Origin of the sequence: Rhizobium sp. R339 (genome assembly GCF_002211395.1) — a bacterium.
Taxonomy (GTDB): Bacteria; Pseudomonadota; Alphaproteobacteria; order Rhizobiales; family Rhizobiaceae; genus Rhizobium.
On record NZ_LOKV01000002.1, the window covers coordinates 175,591 to 189,591 of the forward strand.

The window sequence follows — 14,001 nt, forward strand, 5'->3', positions numbered from 1 at the left end:
CCTCAGTTGCTAGCCGGCTTGGTGTCGGCGGTAAAGAGAATGTCCTTGGCCGCCAGCTGACCCTGCTTCAGCTTGCCTTCGCGAACCAGGACGTCGATCCAGAACTGGATATCGCGCTCGACAGGCAGGCCGCCGGCGCGCACGCCGTAGCCGCGGAAATACTGGGCGATATCAGGGTTCTCACCGCGTTCGGCCAGAGCTTTGGCGAGGATTTTCTTGGTTTCCTCAGGATGTTCGCGGGCATAATCGAGGGCGCGGGCCGACTGCTCGACGAAGATCTTCGCGGCCTCGGGGTGCTGCTGAATGAAGTCACGGCGCAGGACCACGAAGCCGCCGGCGATGTCGCCGAGCACGTCGGTATCGTCGAAGACCGCACGCAGGCCGCCGTTCTTCAGCGCCGCACCCTCGAAGGTCGTCTGCCAGTAGCCGAAGGCGGCGATATCGACCTGCTTGGAGCGCAATACCTGCTCGAGCTGCGGACCGGGAACGACGACCTGGTTGGCGGAGTCGCTCGGAAGGTCGACGGAATGCAGGGCTTCGCGGATGGTGTAATCGAGATGGGCGCCGAGCGTGTTGACCGCGATGCTCTTGCCGGCAATGTCCTTGATGCTTTTGATCGGGCTGTCTTCCAGCACGTAGAAGGTCGACTGCACCTCGTCATTGATGCCGTTCGACGGATAGGCGGCGACGAAATCATTGCCGCCGATGATCGAATTCAGCACGGCTGATGTGGCGGCGCTGCCGATCTCGACGTCGCCGGATGCGAGAGCGATGAGAGAGGCCGGGCCGCCCTGGGCATAGCCGACATTCTCAAACGTGATGCCGGTGTCTTTGAAATAGCCGAGCGCGTCGGCGAGTTCATGGGCGGCAAGACCGCCTTGGCTCGCGAGGTAGCGCAGCTTCACTGCGTCGGCGGCTGCGGCCGGCGTGGCGAGACCGAGCGCGATCACGGCCGGCAGGAGAAGGTTGCGGGGATGGAATGTCATGGGATGTCCTTTCGGAAGAGGAAAATTGGAGGAAGCGGGTCAGGCGCTCGGCTGAGACCAGCGGCAGAGACGGCGCTGCAGGAGAACGAGCAGGGCATTGGCGGCAAGACCGAGAAAGGCGAGCAGCAGGATCGCCGCGAACATCAGCGGGATCTGGAAATTGTACTGGGCGTTCATCACCTGGAAGCCGATGCCCTTGTTGGCGCCGATCATCTCGGCCGCGATCAACAGGAGAAGCGCAGTCGTGGCCGAGAGACGCAGCCCCACGAAGATCGCAGGCACGGAGGCCGGCAGGATGACGCGGCGGAAGACCGTGAGCGGTCCGGCGCCATAGGTCCGGGCCATCTCGATGAGCTTCCTATCCACTTCCTTGACGCCGCCGATGGTGGAGAGCAGCACCGGAAACAGCGTCGCCCAGAAGATGACGAAGATCTTGGACGTTTCGCCGAGCCCGAGCAGCAGGATGAAGACCGGATAGAGCGCCAGCGCCGAGGTCTGGCGGAAGAGCTGCAGGATCGGGTCGAGCGCCTGCTCGACCGCGCGAAACTGGCCCATGAACAGGCCGAGCGGAATGCCGACCACGACGGCAAAGGCAAAGGCCGTTCCCGATCGTTGCAGGCTGATGGCGATGTCGTCGAGCAGCGCGCCGTTGGCAAGGTTGGTCCAGAGGGCCGACAGGATCACGTTCAAGGGCGGGAAGACGGCGGGATTGACCCAGCCCCGGGTGCTCGACACCTGCCACAGCACGAGAAAGGCGATGAGCAGGCCGTAACGCGGGAGAAGCGATGCGAGCACCCCGCGCACATGCGATGCGAAACTGGGCGTATTGCTTTCGCGGTTTTTCAGACGGTCAAAGCTTCTCGGAAGGACCTGGTTGATCTCATAGGTCATGGATTTCTCCTTACTCCGCTGCCTGAAGAGCTGCGCGCCCGGCAGCCCATCGATTGCTCGGGAAAGGCAGGCCGAGGTTTTCCCGCAGCGTCTTGCCTTCGTAGGCGGTCCGGAACAGGCCGCGCCGCTGCAGCTCTGGAATGACCAGATCGACGAAATCGTCGAGCGCCGTCGGAAGCCAGGGCGGCAGAATGTTGAAGCCGTCGGCAGCCTCGTTTTCGAACCATGTCTGCAGCGTATCGGCGATCTGCTCGGCCGTTCCGACGATGGTGAAATGACCGCGGGCGGAAGCGATCCACTGATAGAGCTGGCGGATGGTGAAGTTGTTCTCGTCGGCGATCTGGCGGATCAGCGCCTGGCGGCTCTTCATCCCTTCCGTCGGCGGTGCGGGCGGCAGCGGCCCATCGAGATCGTAACCATGCAGGTCGAGCGTGCCGCCGGTCAGGCCGTTGAGAAGGCCGATCCCGTCCTCCTCAAGGATGAGCGAGGTCAGACGGTCGTATTTCTCCCGCGCCTCGGCTTCGGTCCTGCCGACGAAGGCGGAGACGCCGGGCATGACGAGGATGTGATCGGGATTGCGGCCGAGACCGCGGGCGCGCGCCTTGATGTCCCGATAGAATTCCTGGGCGGTTTCGATGTGCTGATGGGCGGTGAAGATGACCTCGGCCGTCGCCGCGGCAAGCCCGCGTCCGTCTTCGGACTGTCCGGCCTGCACGATGACGGGATGGCCCTGCGGTGAACGTGAGACGTTGAGCGGACCGCGCACGCTGAAATGCTCGCCGCGATGGTCGGTATCGTGCAGCTTCGCCGGGTCGAAGAAGACGCCGCTCTCCTTGTCGCGGATGAACGCGTCGTCCTCGAAGCTCTCCCAGAGTTTGCGGACGACGTCGACATGCTCGGCGGCGCGGCGATAACGCTCGGCATGCGGCAGCTGCGTTTCGCGGTTGAAGTTTTGCGCGGTGAGGTCGCCCGTCGTGGTCACGACGTTCCAGCCGGCGCGGCCTTGGGAGATCAGATCCAGCGAGGCGAACTTGCGGGCGGTGGTGTAGGGCTCCTCATAAGTGGTCGAGGACGTGGCGATAAAGCCGAGATGGGTTGTCAGAGGCGCCAGCGCGGAAAACAGTGTCACCGGTTCGAAGCCGGCCACCCGGGCATTGCCGCCTTCGCGCGCTCCGCCGAAACCGACAGCCAGGCCGTCGGCCAGGAAATAGGCGTCGAAGAGCCCGCGCTCGGCCGTCAAAGCGAGCTGCTTGTGGAACGCGAAACTGGTCGCGCCATCGACCGGCTGGTCGTGATGCCGCCAGGATGCAACATGCTGTCCGCCACCGGGCAGAAATGCCCCAAGCCTGATTTTCCGTGTCATTTCGCGTCCTCTCCGTTTGCCGCCGAGAGCCCGGCCTTGCCCAAGGCCAAGGTGCAGTTATCGGCTGTCGGAAAGTTAAGATACGTTCTCCATAAAATTTATAGAGAAACTTCATTCCGTAGTTTGGGAGGAAGAGTGAATAGATTTTCGGGATTGGCGCGAAACCGGAAATCAACGGCCGGGGAGGCATCAGGAGATATATCGTCCTGCGGCAGGTATTCCGGCTAGGACAAGCAGCCGCAAGTCCGGCAAAGCGCCGGGCGGAGGTGATACGGGTTTAACAGGGCATGCAGCTGAATGCCGGCCTAAGCGTGAATGTCGGTACCATCAGAATGCCGATACCGAACTCTGCTCGGTGGATCAGCCACGCTTCGGCCGCGCCGGCGCATGGTCGAGACCCGCGGCGGCTTTCTTCAGGCAGTCAAGGTAGCGGTCGCGGTTGGCGATGCCGTCGTCGCGGGGGGTGACGAGGCAGAGCGTGGCGGCGGCATGGCCTTCCTCGTCCCTGACCGGTACGGCAAAACAGTGCGTGAAGCTGTCGACGATACTGTTGAAGGTGAAGAGACCTTCGCGCTCGGCCTGACGCACCTCGGCGATGAAGGTCTGCGGGTCGAGCCATTCGCCGCTCGGCAGGCGGAAATCCTGCGGCGGAATGAAGTTCAGGATTTCCTCATCCGACAGATGCGCGACGAGCAGACGGCCCGACGCCGTCCACGGAATCGGCACCGACTGGCCGATATCCGTCGAAATGCGGAACGGCCGCGCGCCCTCGCGCATGCGCACGACAGTATATTTGTTCCCGTCGAGCATGCAGAACTGCGCGGTCTCCCGCGTCTCGTCGGCAAGCTGTTCCAGCGCCGCTTCGCATTCGCGGGTGAAATCGAAGTGGTTCTCGTAGGCGGCGCCGAGGAAATAGAGCTTGCGGCCCAGATAGACGCGGCCCTCGCCGCCGGTGAATTCGAGAATGCCGTTGCTCAAGAGCAGGTTGACGAGCTCATAGACCGACGAACGCGGCGCACCGATCTGCGCGGCAATTTCATTCGGCTTCAGGGCCTGCCGCTTCTGGCGCAGGAAATCGAGGATCTCGAAGGCGCGGTCGAGCCCGCGGGCGCGCTTGCCGACTGCTTCGTCCTGAATTGCGTCCATTGCTGTCAATCCCGTTCCTGTTGGGCCCTGTTCCTGTCCGGCCAAGCTTTTCAAACCCTCTGCCGCATCTGTCAACCGATCCTGTCTTCCCGGCGAACGAAATTTTTTCACCCCTCTTGCGAGGCGGAAAAATCGGCATAAGATCAGCGCGTCCGGTATTTAGATCATATGTACATTATATTGGACAATTGCGAGATGGCAAGCCGTCAGCGCTGCCGCATAGAAAAAAGGGGATCGACATGAAGAATCTTGAAAACAGCATTTCCGCCTCGTTACGCCGCCGCCTTCTGGCGGGCGCTGCCGCCGCTGCGGCCCTGCTCGCCTTTTCGGCCGGCACGGCATCGGCCGCCGCCAATTGCATCAAGGGTGACAGGAAAGCGCCCTACACGATCGGCTGGGCCAACATTTATTCGGTGCCGACCTGGATGAAGCAGACCGAAGGCACCATCACCGCCGAGGTGGAGGAGCTGAAGAAGGCCGGCCTGGTGAAGGACCTGATGATCACCGACGCGCAGGGCAACGCCCAGACGCAGATCCAGCATATCCAGTCGATGATCGACGCCAATGTCGACGCCATCGTCGTCATCGCCGGCTCCTCCAACGCGCTCGACCGCGTCATTTCAGATGCCTGCGACAAGGGCATCGCGGTCGTGAACTTCGACAGCCTCGTCAATACCGACAAGGTGACGGCGAAGATCAACACCGATTCCAACGAATGGGGCGCGACCGCCGCGAAGTGGATGGTCAGCCAGCTCGGCGGCAAGGGCAAGATCATCATCATGAACGGCCCGGCCGGCATCTCGGTCAGCGATGATCGCCGCAAGGGCGCACAGCCGGTGCTCGACGCCAATCCGGGCCTGCAGGTCATCACCGAGACGAACACGGAATATAACGTCGCGCCGGCACAGGAGGCGATGACCAGCCTGCTCTTCGCCAATCCCGAAATCGATGGCGTGCTGTCGCTCGGCGGCGCGCTGTCGGCCGGCTCCGTTCTCGCCTTCGAGCGCCAGGGCCGCGATCAGGTGCCGACGACGGGCGAAAATGCCCGGCAGTTCCTGGAGCTGTGGAAAGAGAAGGGCCTGAAGGGCTGGGCGACCATGCAGCCCAACTGGCTGGGCGCGCTTTCCGTCTATACCGCCGTGCAGGCGCTGCAGGGCAAGGATGTCCCCGCCTTCGTCAAGGTGCCGTTGCCCGTCATCGACGACAGCACCATCGGCAGCTATCTCGCCCGCGCCGACAAGTTCCCGGCCGACGGCTATATCTACTCGGATTACGACAAGGCGCTCTTCGACAAGCTGCTTGCCACCAAGTAATCCGGATTGAGGGCTGCCGTCATGACGGAACAAAAGCCCCTGCTGGAAGCCCGGCAGGTGTTCAAGGGATTTTTCGGCAATCCCGTTCTGAAGGGCGTCGACATCGCCCTTCTGCCGGGCAGGGTTCACGCCCTGCTCGGCGAGAACGGCGCCGGCAAATCGACGCTGATCAACCTGCTGTCCGGCGCCCTCCAGCCGGACAGCGGATCCATTTTCGTCGATGGCAAGCCCGCCGGGCGCTTCAGCCCGGCGGCGGCGCGCGCGGCCGGCATCGCGGTGGTTCAGCAGGAACTGAGCCTGACGGCCAGCCTGTCGATTGCCGAAAACATCGGGCTCGGCGCCTTTCCGCGCCGGTTCGGCCTGATCGATTACAAAGCGCTGCATCGTGGCGTGCGGGAGGTCTGCGACATGGTGGGGCTCACCGAGCCGCTCGACATGCCGGTCGCCGATCTCGCGCTCGGCCGCCGCCAGATGGTGGAGATCGCCAAGGCGCTGTTCCGCAAGCCGCGCGTGCTCATTCTGGACGAGCCGACCTCGTCCCTCTCCGCGCATGAGGCCGGTATTCTTGCCGGCCTGATCGGTACGCTGAGGGACCGCGGTACCGCGCTTCTCTATATTTCCCACCGCCTGAATGAAGTGCAGGCGCTTTGCTCGCGTGTCACGGTGCTGAAGGATGGCGGTGTCACGGCGGATCAGTCGCTCTTCGGCATCGATGGCGAAGGGCTGGTGCGCCTCATGGTCGGCCGCGAGACCGGCGATCTGTTTCCGCCGCGTGTCGCCGCCAAGCCCGGGGCGACGCGCATCAGCGTCGAGGATTTCTCCGCCGGCATGGTGCGCCAGATCGGTTTTTCCGCCCGCGCCGGCGAGATCGTCGGCATCGGCGGACTTGTGGGACAAGGGCAGGAAGACCTGCTGCTCGGCCTTTACGGCGCGATCCCTGCCTCCGCCGCCCAAGCGGAGATATCAGGCAAGCCCGGCCTGCCCGCCCATGTCGGCGAAGCGAATGCGGCGGGCATCGTCTATGTCCCGGCCGACCGCAAGCACGAAGGGCTGGTGCTGCCGCATTCCATCGCCTCCAATCTGATCCTGCCCTCGCTCGGGCGGCTCGCCCGCAAGGGTTTGCGTGACCGGCCGGCGGAAACCGGCCTGGTCGCCGATCTCGCGCGCCGCCTGACGATCAAGGGCGATACGGCCCGCCCGGTGCAGGCGCTTTCCGGCGGCAACCAGCAGAAGGTGGCGCTCGCCAAATGGCTGCCGCTCGATCCCTCCGTTCTGCTCCTCAACGATCCGACGCGCGGCGTCGACATCGAGACCAAGCGGGAAATCTACCTCATGCTGCGCGCCTTCGCCGCCGAGGGGCGGCTCGTCATTCTCGCCAGTTCCGACACGCCGGAACTCGTCCATCTCTGCGACCGCGTCGTGGTTCTGCGCGAAGGGCGCGTTGCCGCGACGCTGTCGGGTGACTCAATCAGCGAAGGGGCGATCGTCGGCGCGGCCATGGGCATTGCGACCGCGACACAGGGAGAGGCGGCATGAGCACGATTTCGTCTTCCGGCCGGCTCTACGGCTCGATCCAGCTTCGCCGCAACCGCGGCCTCGGCGGCCTCTACCTCGTCGTCGCGGCTTTTCTTATCCTCTATGCCGTTCTCTTTCCCGGCATTCTTTCGATCGGCGGATTTTCCAAGTTCACGCAGAACTGGTTTCCGCTCGCGCTCGTGACCATGGCGCAGGCGCTGCTGATGCTGAACGGCGGCATCACGCTGGCGATCGGTCCGCTCGTCAGTCTCGGCGCAGTGATCGCCGCGACGACGATGGAAGGGGCGCTCGGCGTGCCCGGAGGCGTTCTGGCGGTCGCTGCCGCCGGTCTTGCGATCGGTGCCATTATCGGCGTCATCGTCACGCATCTGAGATTGCCGGCGATCATCGTCACGCTGGCCGGCTCCTTCATCATCAGCGGCGTCGCACTCATCCTGCTGCCGCGACCGGGCGGGGCCATTCCCGATTGGCTGTCGACCACGCTCGCCGGCCACACGCCCGTCGCCTTTCTGCTGCTTGTCGTGATCCTGGCGCTCTGGAAAGCCTTTCTCGCCACGCCGCTCGGCCTCGGCATCTATGCGGCCGGCGACAATCCGGTCGGCGCGTTCCGCTCCGGTGTGCCGGTCGAGCGGGTGAAGGTCGCAGCCTTCGCGCTCTCCGGCCTTCTCGCGGCGCTGACCGGTCTCTTCGTCGCCGCGCAGACCGGCTCGGGCGATCCTGTGATCGGCACGCCTTTCACGCTGAACTCGATCGCCGCCGCCGTGCTCGGCGGTGTCGGCTTTCTCGGCGGCAAGGGCACGATGCGCGGCGCGATCTGCGGCAGCCTGCTGCTTTCGGTCATGATCAACGTCATGTTCTTCCTGGGCTTCCCGCCGGTTGCGCAATATGTCGCGCAAGGGTTGATCATCGTCGGCGCGGTCGCCGTTCCGGAACTTCTCGCACAGTGGAGGGCAAGGCGATGAACATCGTCAGATCCGCGTTCCGCAATCCGCCGCTTCTGACCTTCCTTCTGGTCGCGCTCGTCTGGATCGTCGCAAGCTTCACGCTGCGCGGTTTCGGCGCTTACGGCCACCTGCGCTACCTGCTGGAACTCGCCGCGGTCATCGGCATCGTCGCTGCCGGCCAGACGCTCGTCATCCTGATGGGTGGCATCGACCTTTCCGTCGGTGCGGTCATAACCGTCACCGCGATCCTGCTGCCGCTGATTTCGCCCGCATGGGACCCGACCGGCCTCACCGGCATTGCGGCGGCCCTTGCCATCGCCACCGGCATCGGGTTCCTGAACGGTGCGGGGGCCGCCTATCTCCGCGTCCCGCCGATCATCATGACGCTCGCCATGGCGACCTTCCTGCAGGGCCTGCTCGTCATCGTCGCCGGCGGCAGCGCGGTCACCGTCAGCAATCCGGCGGTCATTCTGCTCGGACAGTCGCGGCCGCTCGGCATCCCGGCCGGCATCATCCTCTGGCTCGTCGTCTCGGCCGTCGTCCTGCTGCTCATCCACCGCATGCCGATCGGCGCGCGCTTCCTGGCGCTTGGCGCGAACCCGCTCGCCGCCCGGCTTTCCGGCGTCAGCGTCACGCGCAACACGCTGATCGTCCATACGCTGTCCGGCTTTTTTGCCGGGCTTACCGGCATTCTCGTGCTGGGGATGAACCGGCAAGGTTATGTCGGCATCGGCGACCCTTATCTGCTGACGTCGATTGCCGCCGTCGTGCTCGGCGGCACCTCCATCCTCGGCGGCCGCGGCACCTATGCCGGAACCATCCCGGGGGCGATCCTGCTCGTGACGACGACGGCGCTGATCACCGTCGTCAACGCTTCGCCCGGCTGGCGGTCGATCATGTTCGGCACGCTGATCCTTGCGCTCCTGCTCGTATCCGGCCGCGAGGCGCGAAGATGACGGAGCGCTATGACGGGCCGGTGATCGACCCGCATCACCATCTCTGGGACCTCAGCCTGCAGCGCCATCCCTGGCTTCAGAAAGCACGGGCTTCAGGTGAGGAGATGGTGTTCGGAAGCTTGGCGCCGATCCTGCGCGACTACGGCGTCGACGACTATCGTGCCGATGCCGCGCGCCAGAATGTGGTTGCGACCGTGCATGTGGAGGCCGGCTGGTCCGATGCGCACCTGCTGGAAGAGAGCCGCTGGCTGGATGGCCTCGACCGCACGTCCGGCGTGGCGCGCCGGTATATCGCGCGCGCTCCTCTCGACGGACCGGACGCCATACGCCTGCTGGCGGCGGAAGCAGAAAATCCCAACGTCGTCGGTATCCGCGACGTCGTCAGCTGGCACCCGGAGCCGGCGAAGAGCTTCGCGGCGCGCGCCGGCCGGATGGGCGATCCTGCCTGGCGGGCGGGCCTCGCCGAGGTGGCTCGGCTCGGGCTGGTCTTCGACCTGATGCTCTATCCCTGGCAGATGGACGAGGCGCTCGACCTCGTTCGCGCCTTTCCGCAAACGCTTTTCGTGCTCAATCACGGCGGCAGCCCCGCCGATCGCACCGAGGACGGCATGGCCCTCTGGCGCCGCGGCCTGCGGGCGCTCGGCGGCGAGCCGAATGTTCGGCTGAAGATTTCCGACCTTGTCGCCTATGACAACGACTGGACGCTCGAAAGCCTGCGGCCGGTGATCGACCATTGCCTCGATTGTTTCGGCCCGGCGCGCGCCATGTTCGCGAGCGATTTTCCGGTCGCCGGCCTGCACGCCTCCTTCGACGAGATCTATCAGGTTTTTCGCATCGTCGCCGCTGAGCTCTCTTACGACGAGCAGCGAGCGCTCTTCTTTGCCACCGCCAACGACACCTATCGCCTCGCCATTACAGACGCGGTCGAGGATCTGAGAGGCCGCCATGTCTGACCTTCATGCTGGGGAAAAGGGATTGATCGACGAACGGGTGCGCGGTTTTCCGCCGGGCCATCCGCCGCTGCCGCTCGAGGCCGTGGGAATGCAAGGATGGAAGCCCTATGACAGCAGGATGGCTCTACCGCTGATCTCGCTCGACCGGCAAGCCTTCGCAGGCAATGTCGAGCTGATGATGGCCTATGTGAAAAGCCATGGCGTCGAAATCGCCCCGCATGCCAAGACGCCGATGTCGACGGCGCTGGCGGACGCGCTGCTGGCGGCCGGCGCCTGGGGCACGACGGTTGCCGATATCCGCCAGGCCGCCGTCATGCTCAAGGCGGGACAGCGCCGGCTGATCCTTGCCAACGAGATCGGCGGGGTTGCCGCCGCCCGCCGGCTTGCGGCGCTTGTCGGCCATTATCCCGATGCGGAACTGCATGTTTTCGTAGATTCGACGGCGCTCGTCGAAGCTCTCCGGTCGGCATGGCAGGAACGCGAAAACCTGCCGCCTCTCGGCCTGCTGGTGGAATTCGGCGCCGGCCGCGCCGGTCTGCGCAGCGTGGAAGCCGCAGCGGCCATTCTGGATGCGATCCTTGCCGCAGAGACGCCGGCCTTCCGCCTGACCGGCATCGCCGCCTATGAGGGCGCGGCCGCCACGGCCGATCCGGAAGAGACGGGGCTGCACATCGACGCGCTGATGGCGATGACATCAGGTTTCCTGCCCAAGGTGCGCGCCCGCATTGGCAATGAACGGCCCCTCCTCGTCACATCAGGCGGCTCGGTGTTTTTCGATATCGTAGTCGCGCGGCTTTCAGCCGTGGTCGCGGCCGATCCTGCCTGCCGGCTCGTGCTGCGCAGCGGCGCGATCTTCTTCCACGATCACGGCATCTACGAGCGCGGACTTGCCGGCCTCGATGCGCGCGGCGGTTTGCAGATCGGCGGCAAGACGGTGTCCGCCGCAGCCGGGTTCCGCCCGGCGCTCAGGCTCTGGGCCGAGGTCCTCTCCCGGCCGGAGCCAGGGCTGGCGATTGCGGGCATGGGCCTGCGCGATGTGGCGATGGACCAGGGCCTGCCGCGGCCCTTGGCGCTTTATCGCAATGGCGTTCGTCTCGCCGGTCTCGATAGCGCAGAGGTGTTTCGCCTCAACGATCAGCACGCATTTATCGCGCTTGCCGAGGGCAGCGACGTCTCGGTCGGCGACGTCATCGAGTTCGGCATTTCGCATCCCTGCACCTGTCTCGACCGGCATGCCATCCTCTACGGCCTCGACCCCGATCATTCGGTGACGGCGGCCTATCTCACCAGCTTCGGCTGAACCCTCCCTCCAAAAGCAAGAAAAGGAAAACCTGCATGATCCAGCGTTACCAGAAAGGCTCGCGCATGAGCCAGGCCGTCAGCTATGGCGGGCTCGTCTATATCGCCGGCCAAGTGGCGGAAAATCGAAAGGCTGATATCGAGGAGCAGACCCGCGACGTGCTCGGCAAGATCGACGCGCTTTTGCAGCAAGCCGGCACCGACCGTTCCCGCCTCCTCGCCGTCAACGTCTTTCTGCCTGCCATCACCGATTTCGAGGCGATGAACGGCGTTTACGACAGCTGGATCGATATCGAAAACCCGCCGGCTCGCGCCTGCACCGAAGCTCGTCTCGCCGATCCTGATCTGCGCGTCGAAATGACGGCGGTCGCGGCACTCTGACAGCCCGCATTGGAGACATCATGCACAGCGGCCTCGTCAATCCGATCGATTTTTCGCGCGAGGGCCGGCAGGCCGGCCACCTCGCCATTCCCTATTCGATCGACCGTTCACCCTATTATCAGATCCGCATTCCGATCCTTCGCCTGAAAAATGGCGAAGGGCCGTCGCTGCTGCTGATGGCGGGCAATCATGGCGACGAATATGAGGGCGAGCTGCAACTCGCCCGGCTGATGCGCCTGCTTGATGTCAATGAAATCCGCGGCGCCGTCACCATCCTGCCGATGGCGAACCTGCCGGCGGTGATGGCGGCCAGGCGCTGCTCGCCCTTTGACGGCGGCAACCTCAATCGCGCCTTTCCGGGCGATCCCGTGGGCTCACCGACGGCGCGCCTAGCGCATTTCCTCGAGCACGAACTTTTTCCCCGGCACGATGTCACGTTCGACCTGCACTCCGGCGGCACGTCGATGGCCCACCTGCCCTGCACGCTGATCGAGCGGCAGGCCGATGCCGCGCGCTTCGAGTGGTCCCTCTCGCTGCTGCGCGCGCTCGGTGCGTCACATGCCTTCATCGCCGACAACGGGGCGGCGGCGCCGACCTCCATGGGGGCTGCTGCGCGGTCCGGAACCATCGGCCTTTCCGGCGAATTCGGCGGCGGCGGCACGGTGACATCAGAGACGATGGCGTTCACGGCGGCGGCCATCGACCGGCTGCTCCAGGCGCTCGGCATCGTCGGGCGTCCGGTCCTGTCGCGCGTGCCGCTCTCCGAACCGGGACCGTTGCAGTTGCTTTCACTGTCCCGCCACAGCCAGGGCATCTATGCCAACCGCAGAGGCTGGTTCGAGCCGGCCGCTGCACTTGGCGCGACCGTTTCCGGCAGCGATCTCGCCGGGTGGTATCACGACCTGGAACGGCCAGAGCAGCCCGAGGAGGAATTGCGCTTCGCAGAGGGCGGTATCGTCATCTCCCACAGGCTGCATTGCGACAGCCAGGCCGGCGACTGCCTGATCCAGGTTGCCGAACCCATCGCGGCTTAGCCGATCGCGTCGACGGCCGCCCTGACCCAGTCCAGCCGCTTTGCCGGGATGAGCCCGTAATTGTAGAAGTTCACGCCATCGGCGCCGGCATCGACGGCCGCCTTGGCGCGTGCCGCAAGGATCGTCGGTCCGCCGACCTCGGGATAGAAGACGCGAAGCCCGACCCCGAGGAACTTTTCCGGACCGATCGCCGCCCGGCCGGTGCGGATGACATCGCCGACGGCATCCGGCTGCATTTCGTAGCAGCAGAGGATCACCCCGTCGCAGAGCTTGCCGGCGGCTGCGAGATCGACGCCGCCGAGCCAGCCATCCTTGAGGTCGATGAGCACGATGCGGCTCGCCGGATCGGCCGCTGCCTTGATCTCGCCGATCAGGCTGGTCACCGGCTCGCTGCGCCACGCGAGAAAGGCATGCAGATCGGGATGATCGCGGAAGGCATCGATGCCGGCGGCCGGGAAATCCGGGAACTGCCGTTCAGGGATGGCTCGCTCGCAAAACTCCGCGATGAAGTGCGCGACCGTTCGGCGCGCGCCCTCGACCGGCACCCCCGCCTTTCCGGCGCGCGCCGTGCAATGGTCGCAGAAACACAGCGACAACAGGAAGTCGTCTTCGGCATTCAGGCCGACGCCGTCTTTCTCGTGATGATATTCGTGCGCGAAGCCCATGAAGTTCGGGCTCTCCAGCTCCACCATATCGGGCCGGTAGTTCGTCGTAATGTCGCGAACAAGGGTGACGACATAGTCCCTCGCCGCCGGGCTGGAGGGACAGAGATTGTAATAATTGGCATTGCCGAAGGCGTTGCGCGTCACATGATCGGGATGCAGCATGCCGAGGCGGCTATTGTGAAGGCAGACGGTCCAGCAGGAAACCTTGAGGCCTGTCTTCTCACGTCCCTTGACGAGCGCCTCCAGCATGTCGCCGCGCTCGCCGACATTGCCGGCCATCAGCGGCCGGATCACCTTATCCTGCCAGAGGCTTTCGTCCGGCCGGAAGTAGACCGTCCCGTCCTCAGGGAAATAGGCCTTCTGCTTCGGGCTCCGCGGCTGCAGGAAGCGGCCGGCATGGTAGGACGTCGCCATGCTGACGGTGTTGAGCCCGGCCCGGTCGCGGAGCTCGCCTGCAATCGCCTCAAGCCCCTGGTCCTGAATGTCCCAGGGGTAAGTCCACATGGAAAGATGCATGCTGCGCTCCCGTCGAGT

At 64.8% G+C, this 14,001-nt stretch carries 13 protein-coding genes; 8 read left to right on the forward strand and 5 right to left on the reverse strand.

The window, feature by feature from the left end; translation table 11 throughout:
• Positions 1–2: 2 nt before the first annotated feature.
• The 4 genes from ATY76_RS06365 to ATY76_RS06380 form a co-directional block, all read right to left on the reverse strand.
• Positions 3–986 carry an ABC transporter substrate-binding protein gene (locus ATY76_RS06365; RefSeq protein ID WP_088673933.1) on the reverse strand — a complete coding sequence of 328 codons (984 nt, stop codon included), beginning with the start codon at positions 984–986 and terminating at the stop codon, positions 3–5.
• Positions 987–1,025: 39 nt separating this feature from the next.
• Positions 1,026–1,877, reverse strand: coding sequence for an ABC transporter permease (locus ATY76_RS06370; protein WP_088673934.1), 852 nt, complete (start codon positions 1,875–1,877; stop codon positions 1,026–1,028).
• 10 nt (positions 1,878–1,887) lie between these two features.
• Positions 1,888–3,240, reverse strand: a complete 1,353-nt coding sequence (locus tag ATY76_RS06375; protein ID WP_088673935.1) for an LLM class flavin-dependent oxidoreductase — start codon at positions 3,238–3,240, stop codon at positions 1,888–1,890.
• A gap of 360 nt (positions 3,241–3,600) precedes the next feature.
• Complete coding sequence (locus ATY76_RS06380) at positions 3,601–4,386, reverse strand: IclR family transcriptional regulator (RefSeq protein WP_088673936.1); 786 nt, start codon at positions 4,384–4,386, stop codon at positions 3,601–3,603.
• A gap of 239 nt (positions 4,387–4,625) precedes the next feature.
• Between ATY76_RS06380 and ATY76_RS06385 the strand changes: the two genes are divergently transcribed.
• The 8 genes from ATY76_RS06385 to ATY76_RS06420 are packed head-to-tail and all read left to right on the forward strand — an operon-like array spanning position 4,626 to position 12,802.
• Entirely contained in the window at positions 4,626–5,699 is a 1,074-nt protein-coding gene (locus ATY76_RS06385) for an ABC transporter substrate-binding protein (RefSeq protein ID WP_088673937.1), read from the forward strand.
• A 21-nt stretch (positions 5,700–5,720) separates the two neighbouring features.
• Entirely contained in the window at positions 5,721–7,235 is a 1,515-nt protein-coding gene (locus ATY76_RS06390; RefSeq protein WP_088673938.1) for a sugar ABC transporter ATP-binding protein, read from the forward strand.
• Complete coding sequence (locus ATY76_RS06395; protein WP_088673939.1) at positions 7,232–8,197, forward strand: ABC transporter permease; 966 nt, start codon at positions 7,232–7,234, stop codon at positions 8,195–8,197. Before ATY76_RS06390 ends, ATY76_RS06395 begins: the two co-directional genes overlap by 4 nt.
• A complete protein-coding gene (locus ATY76_RS06400; RefSeq protein ID WP_088673999.1) occupies positions 8,194–9,135 on the forward strand; it encodes an ABC transporter permease in 942 nt (313 codons plus the stop codon). Before ATY76_RS06395 ends, ATY76_RS06400 begins: the two co-directional genes overlap by 4 nt.
• The gene (locus ATY76_RS06405; protein WP_088673940.1) at positions 9,132–10,088 is read left to right on the forward strand and encodes an amidohydrolase family protein; all 957 of its coding nucleotides are present in this window, start codon (positions 9,132–9,134) and stop codon (positions 10,086–10,088) included. The genes ATY76_RS06400 and ATY76_RS06405 overlap by 4 nt, the downstream gene beginning before the upstream one ends.
• Positions 10,081–11,388: an alanine racemase gene (locus tag ATY76_RS06410; protein ID WP_088673941.1), complete on the forward strand. Its 1,308-nt coding sequence runs from the start codon at positions 10,081–10,083 to the stop codon at positions 11,386–11,388. The genes ATY76_RS06405 and ATY76_RS06410 overlap by 8 nt, the downstream gene beginning before the upstream one ends.
• Before the next feature lie 35 nt (positions 11,389–11,423).
• On the forward strand, positions 11,424–11,768 hold the full coding sequence (locus ATY76_RS06415; protein WP_088673942.1) for a RidA family protein: 345 nt from the start codon (positions 11,424–11,426) through the stop codon (positions 11,766–11,768).
• 20 nt (positions 11,769–11,788) lie between these two features.
• On the forward strand, positions 11,789–12,802 hold the full coding sequence (locus ATY76_RS06420) for a succinylglutamate desuccinylase/aspartoacylase family protein (protein ID WP_088673943.1): 1,014 nt from the start codon (positions 11,789–11,791) through the stop codon (positions 12,800–12,802).
• Here ATY76_RS06420 and ATY76_RS06425 read toward each other — a convergent pair.
• Positions 12,799–13,983, reverse strand: coding sequence for a hypothetical protein (locus tag ATY76_RS06425; RefSeq protein ID WP_088673944.1), 1,185 nt, complete (start codon positions 13,981–13,983; stop codon positions 12,799–12,801). The genes ATY76_RS06420 and ATY76_RS06425 overlap by 4 nt on opposite strands.
• Positions 13,984–14,001: the final 18 nt, after the last annotated feature.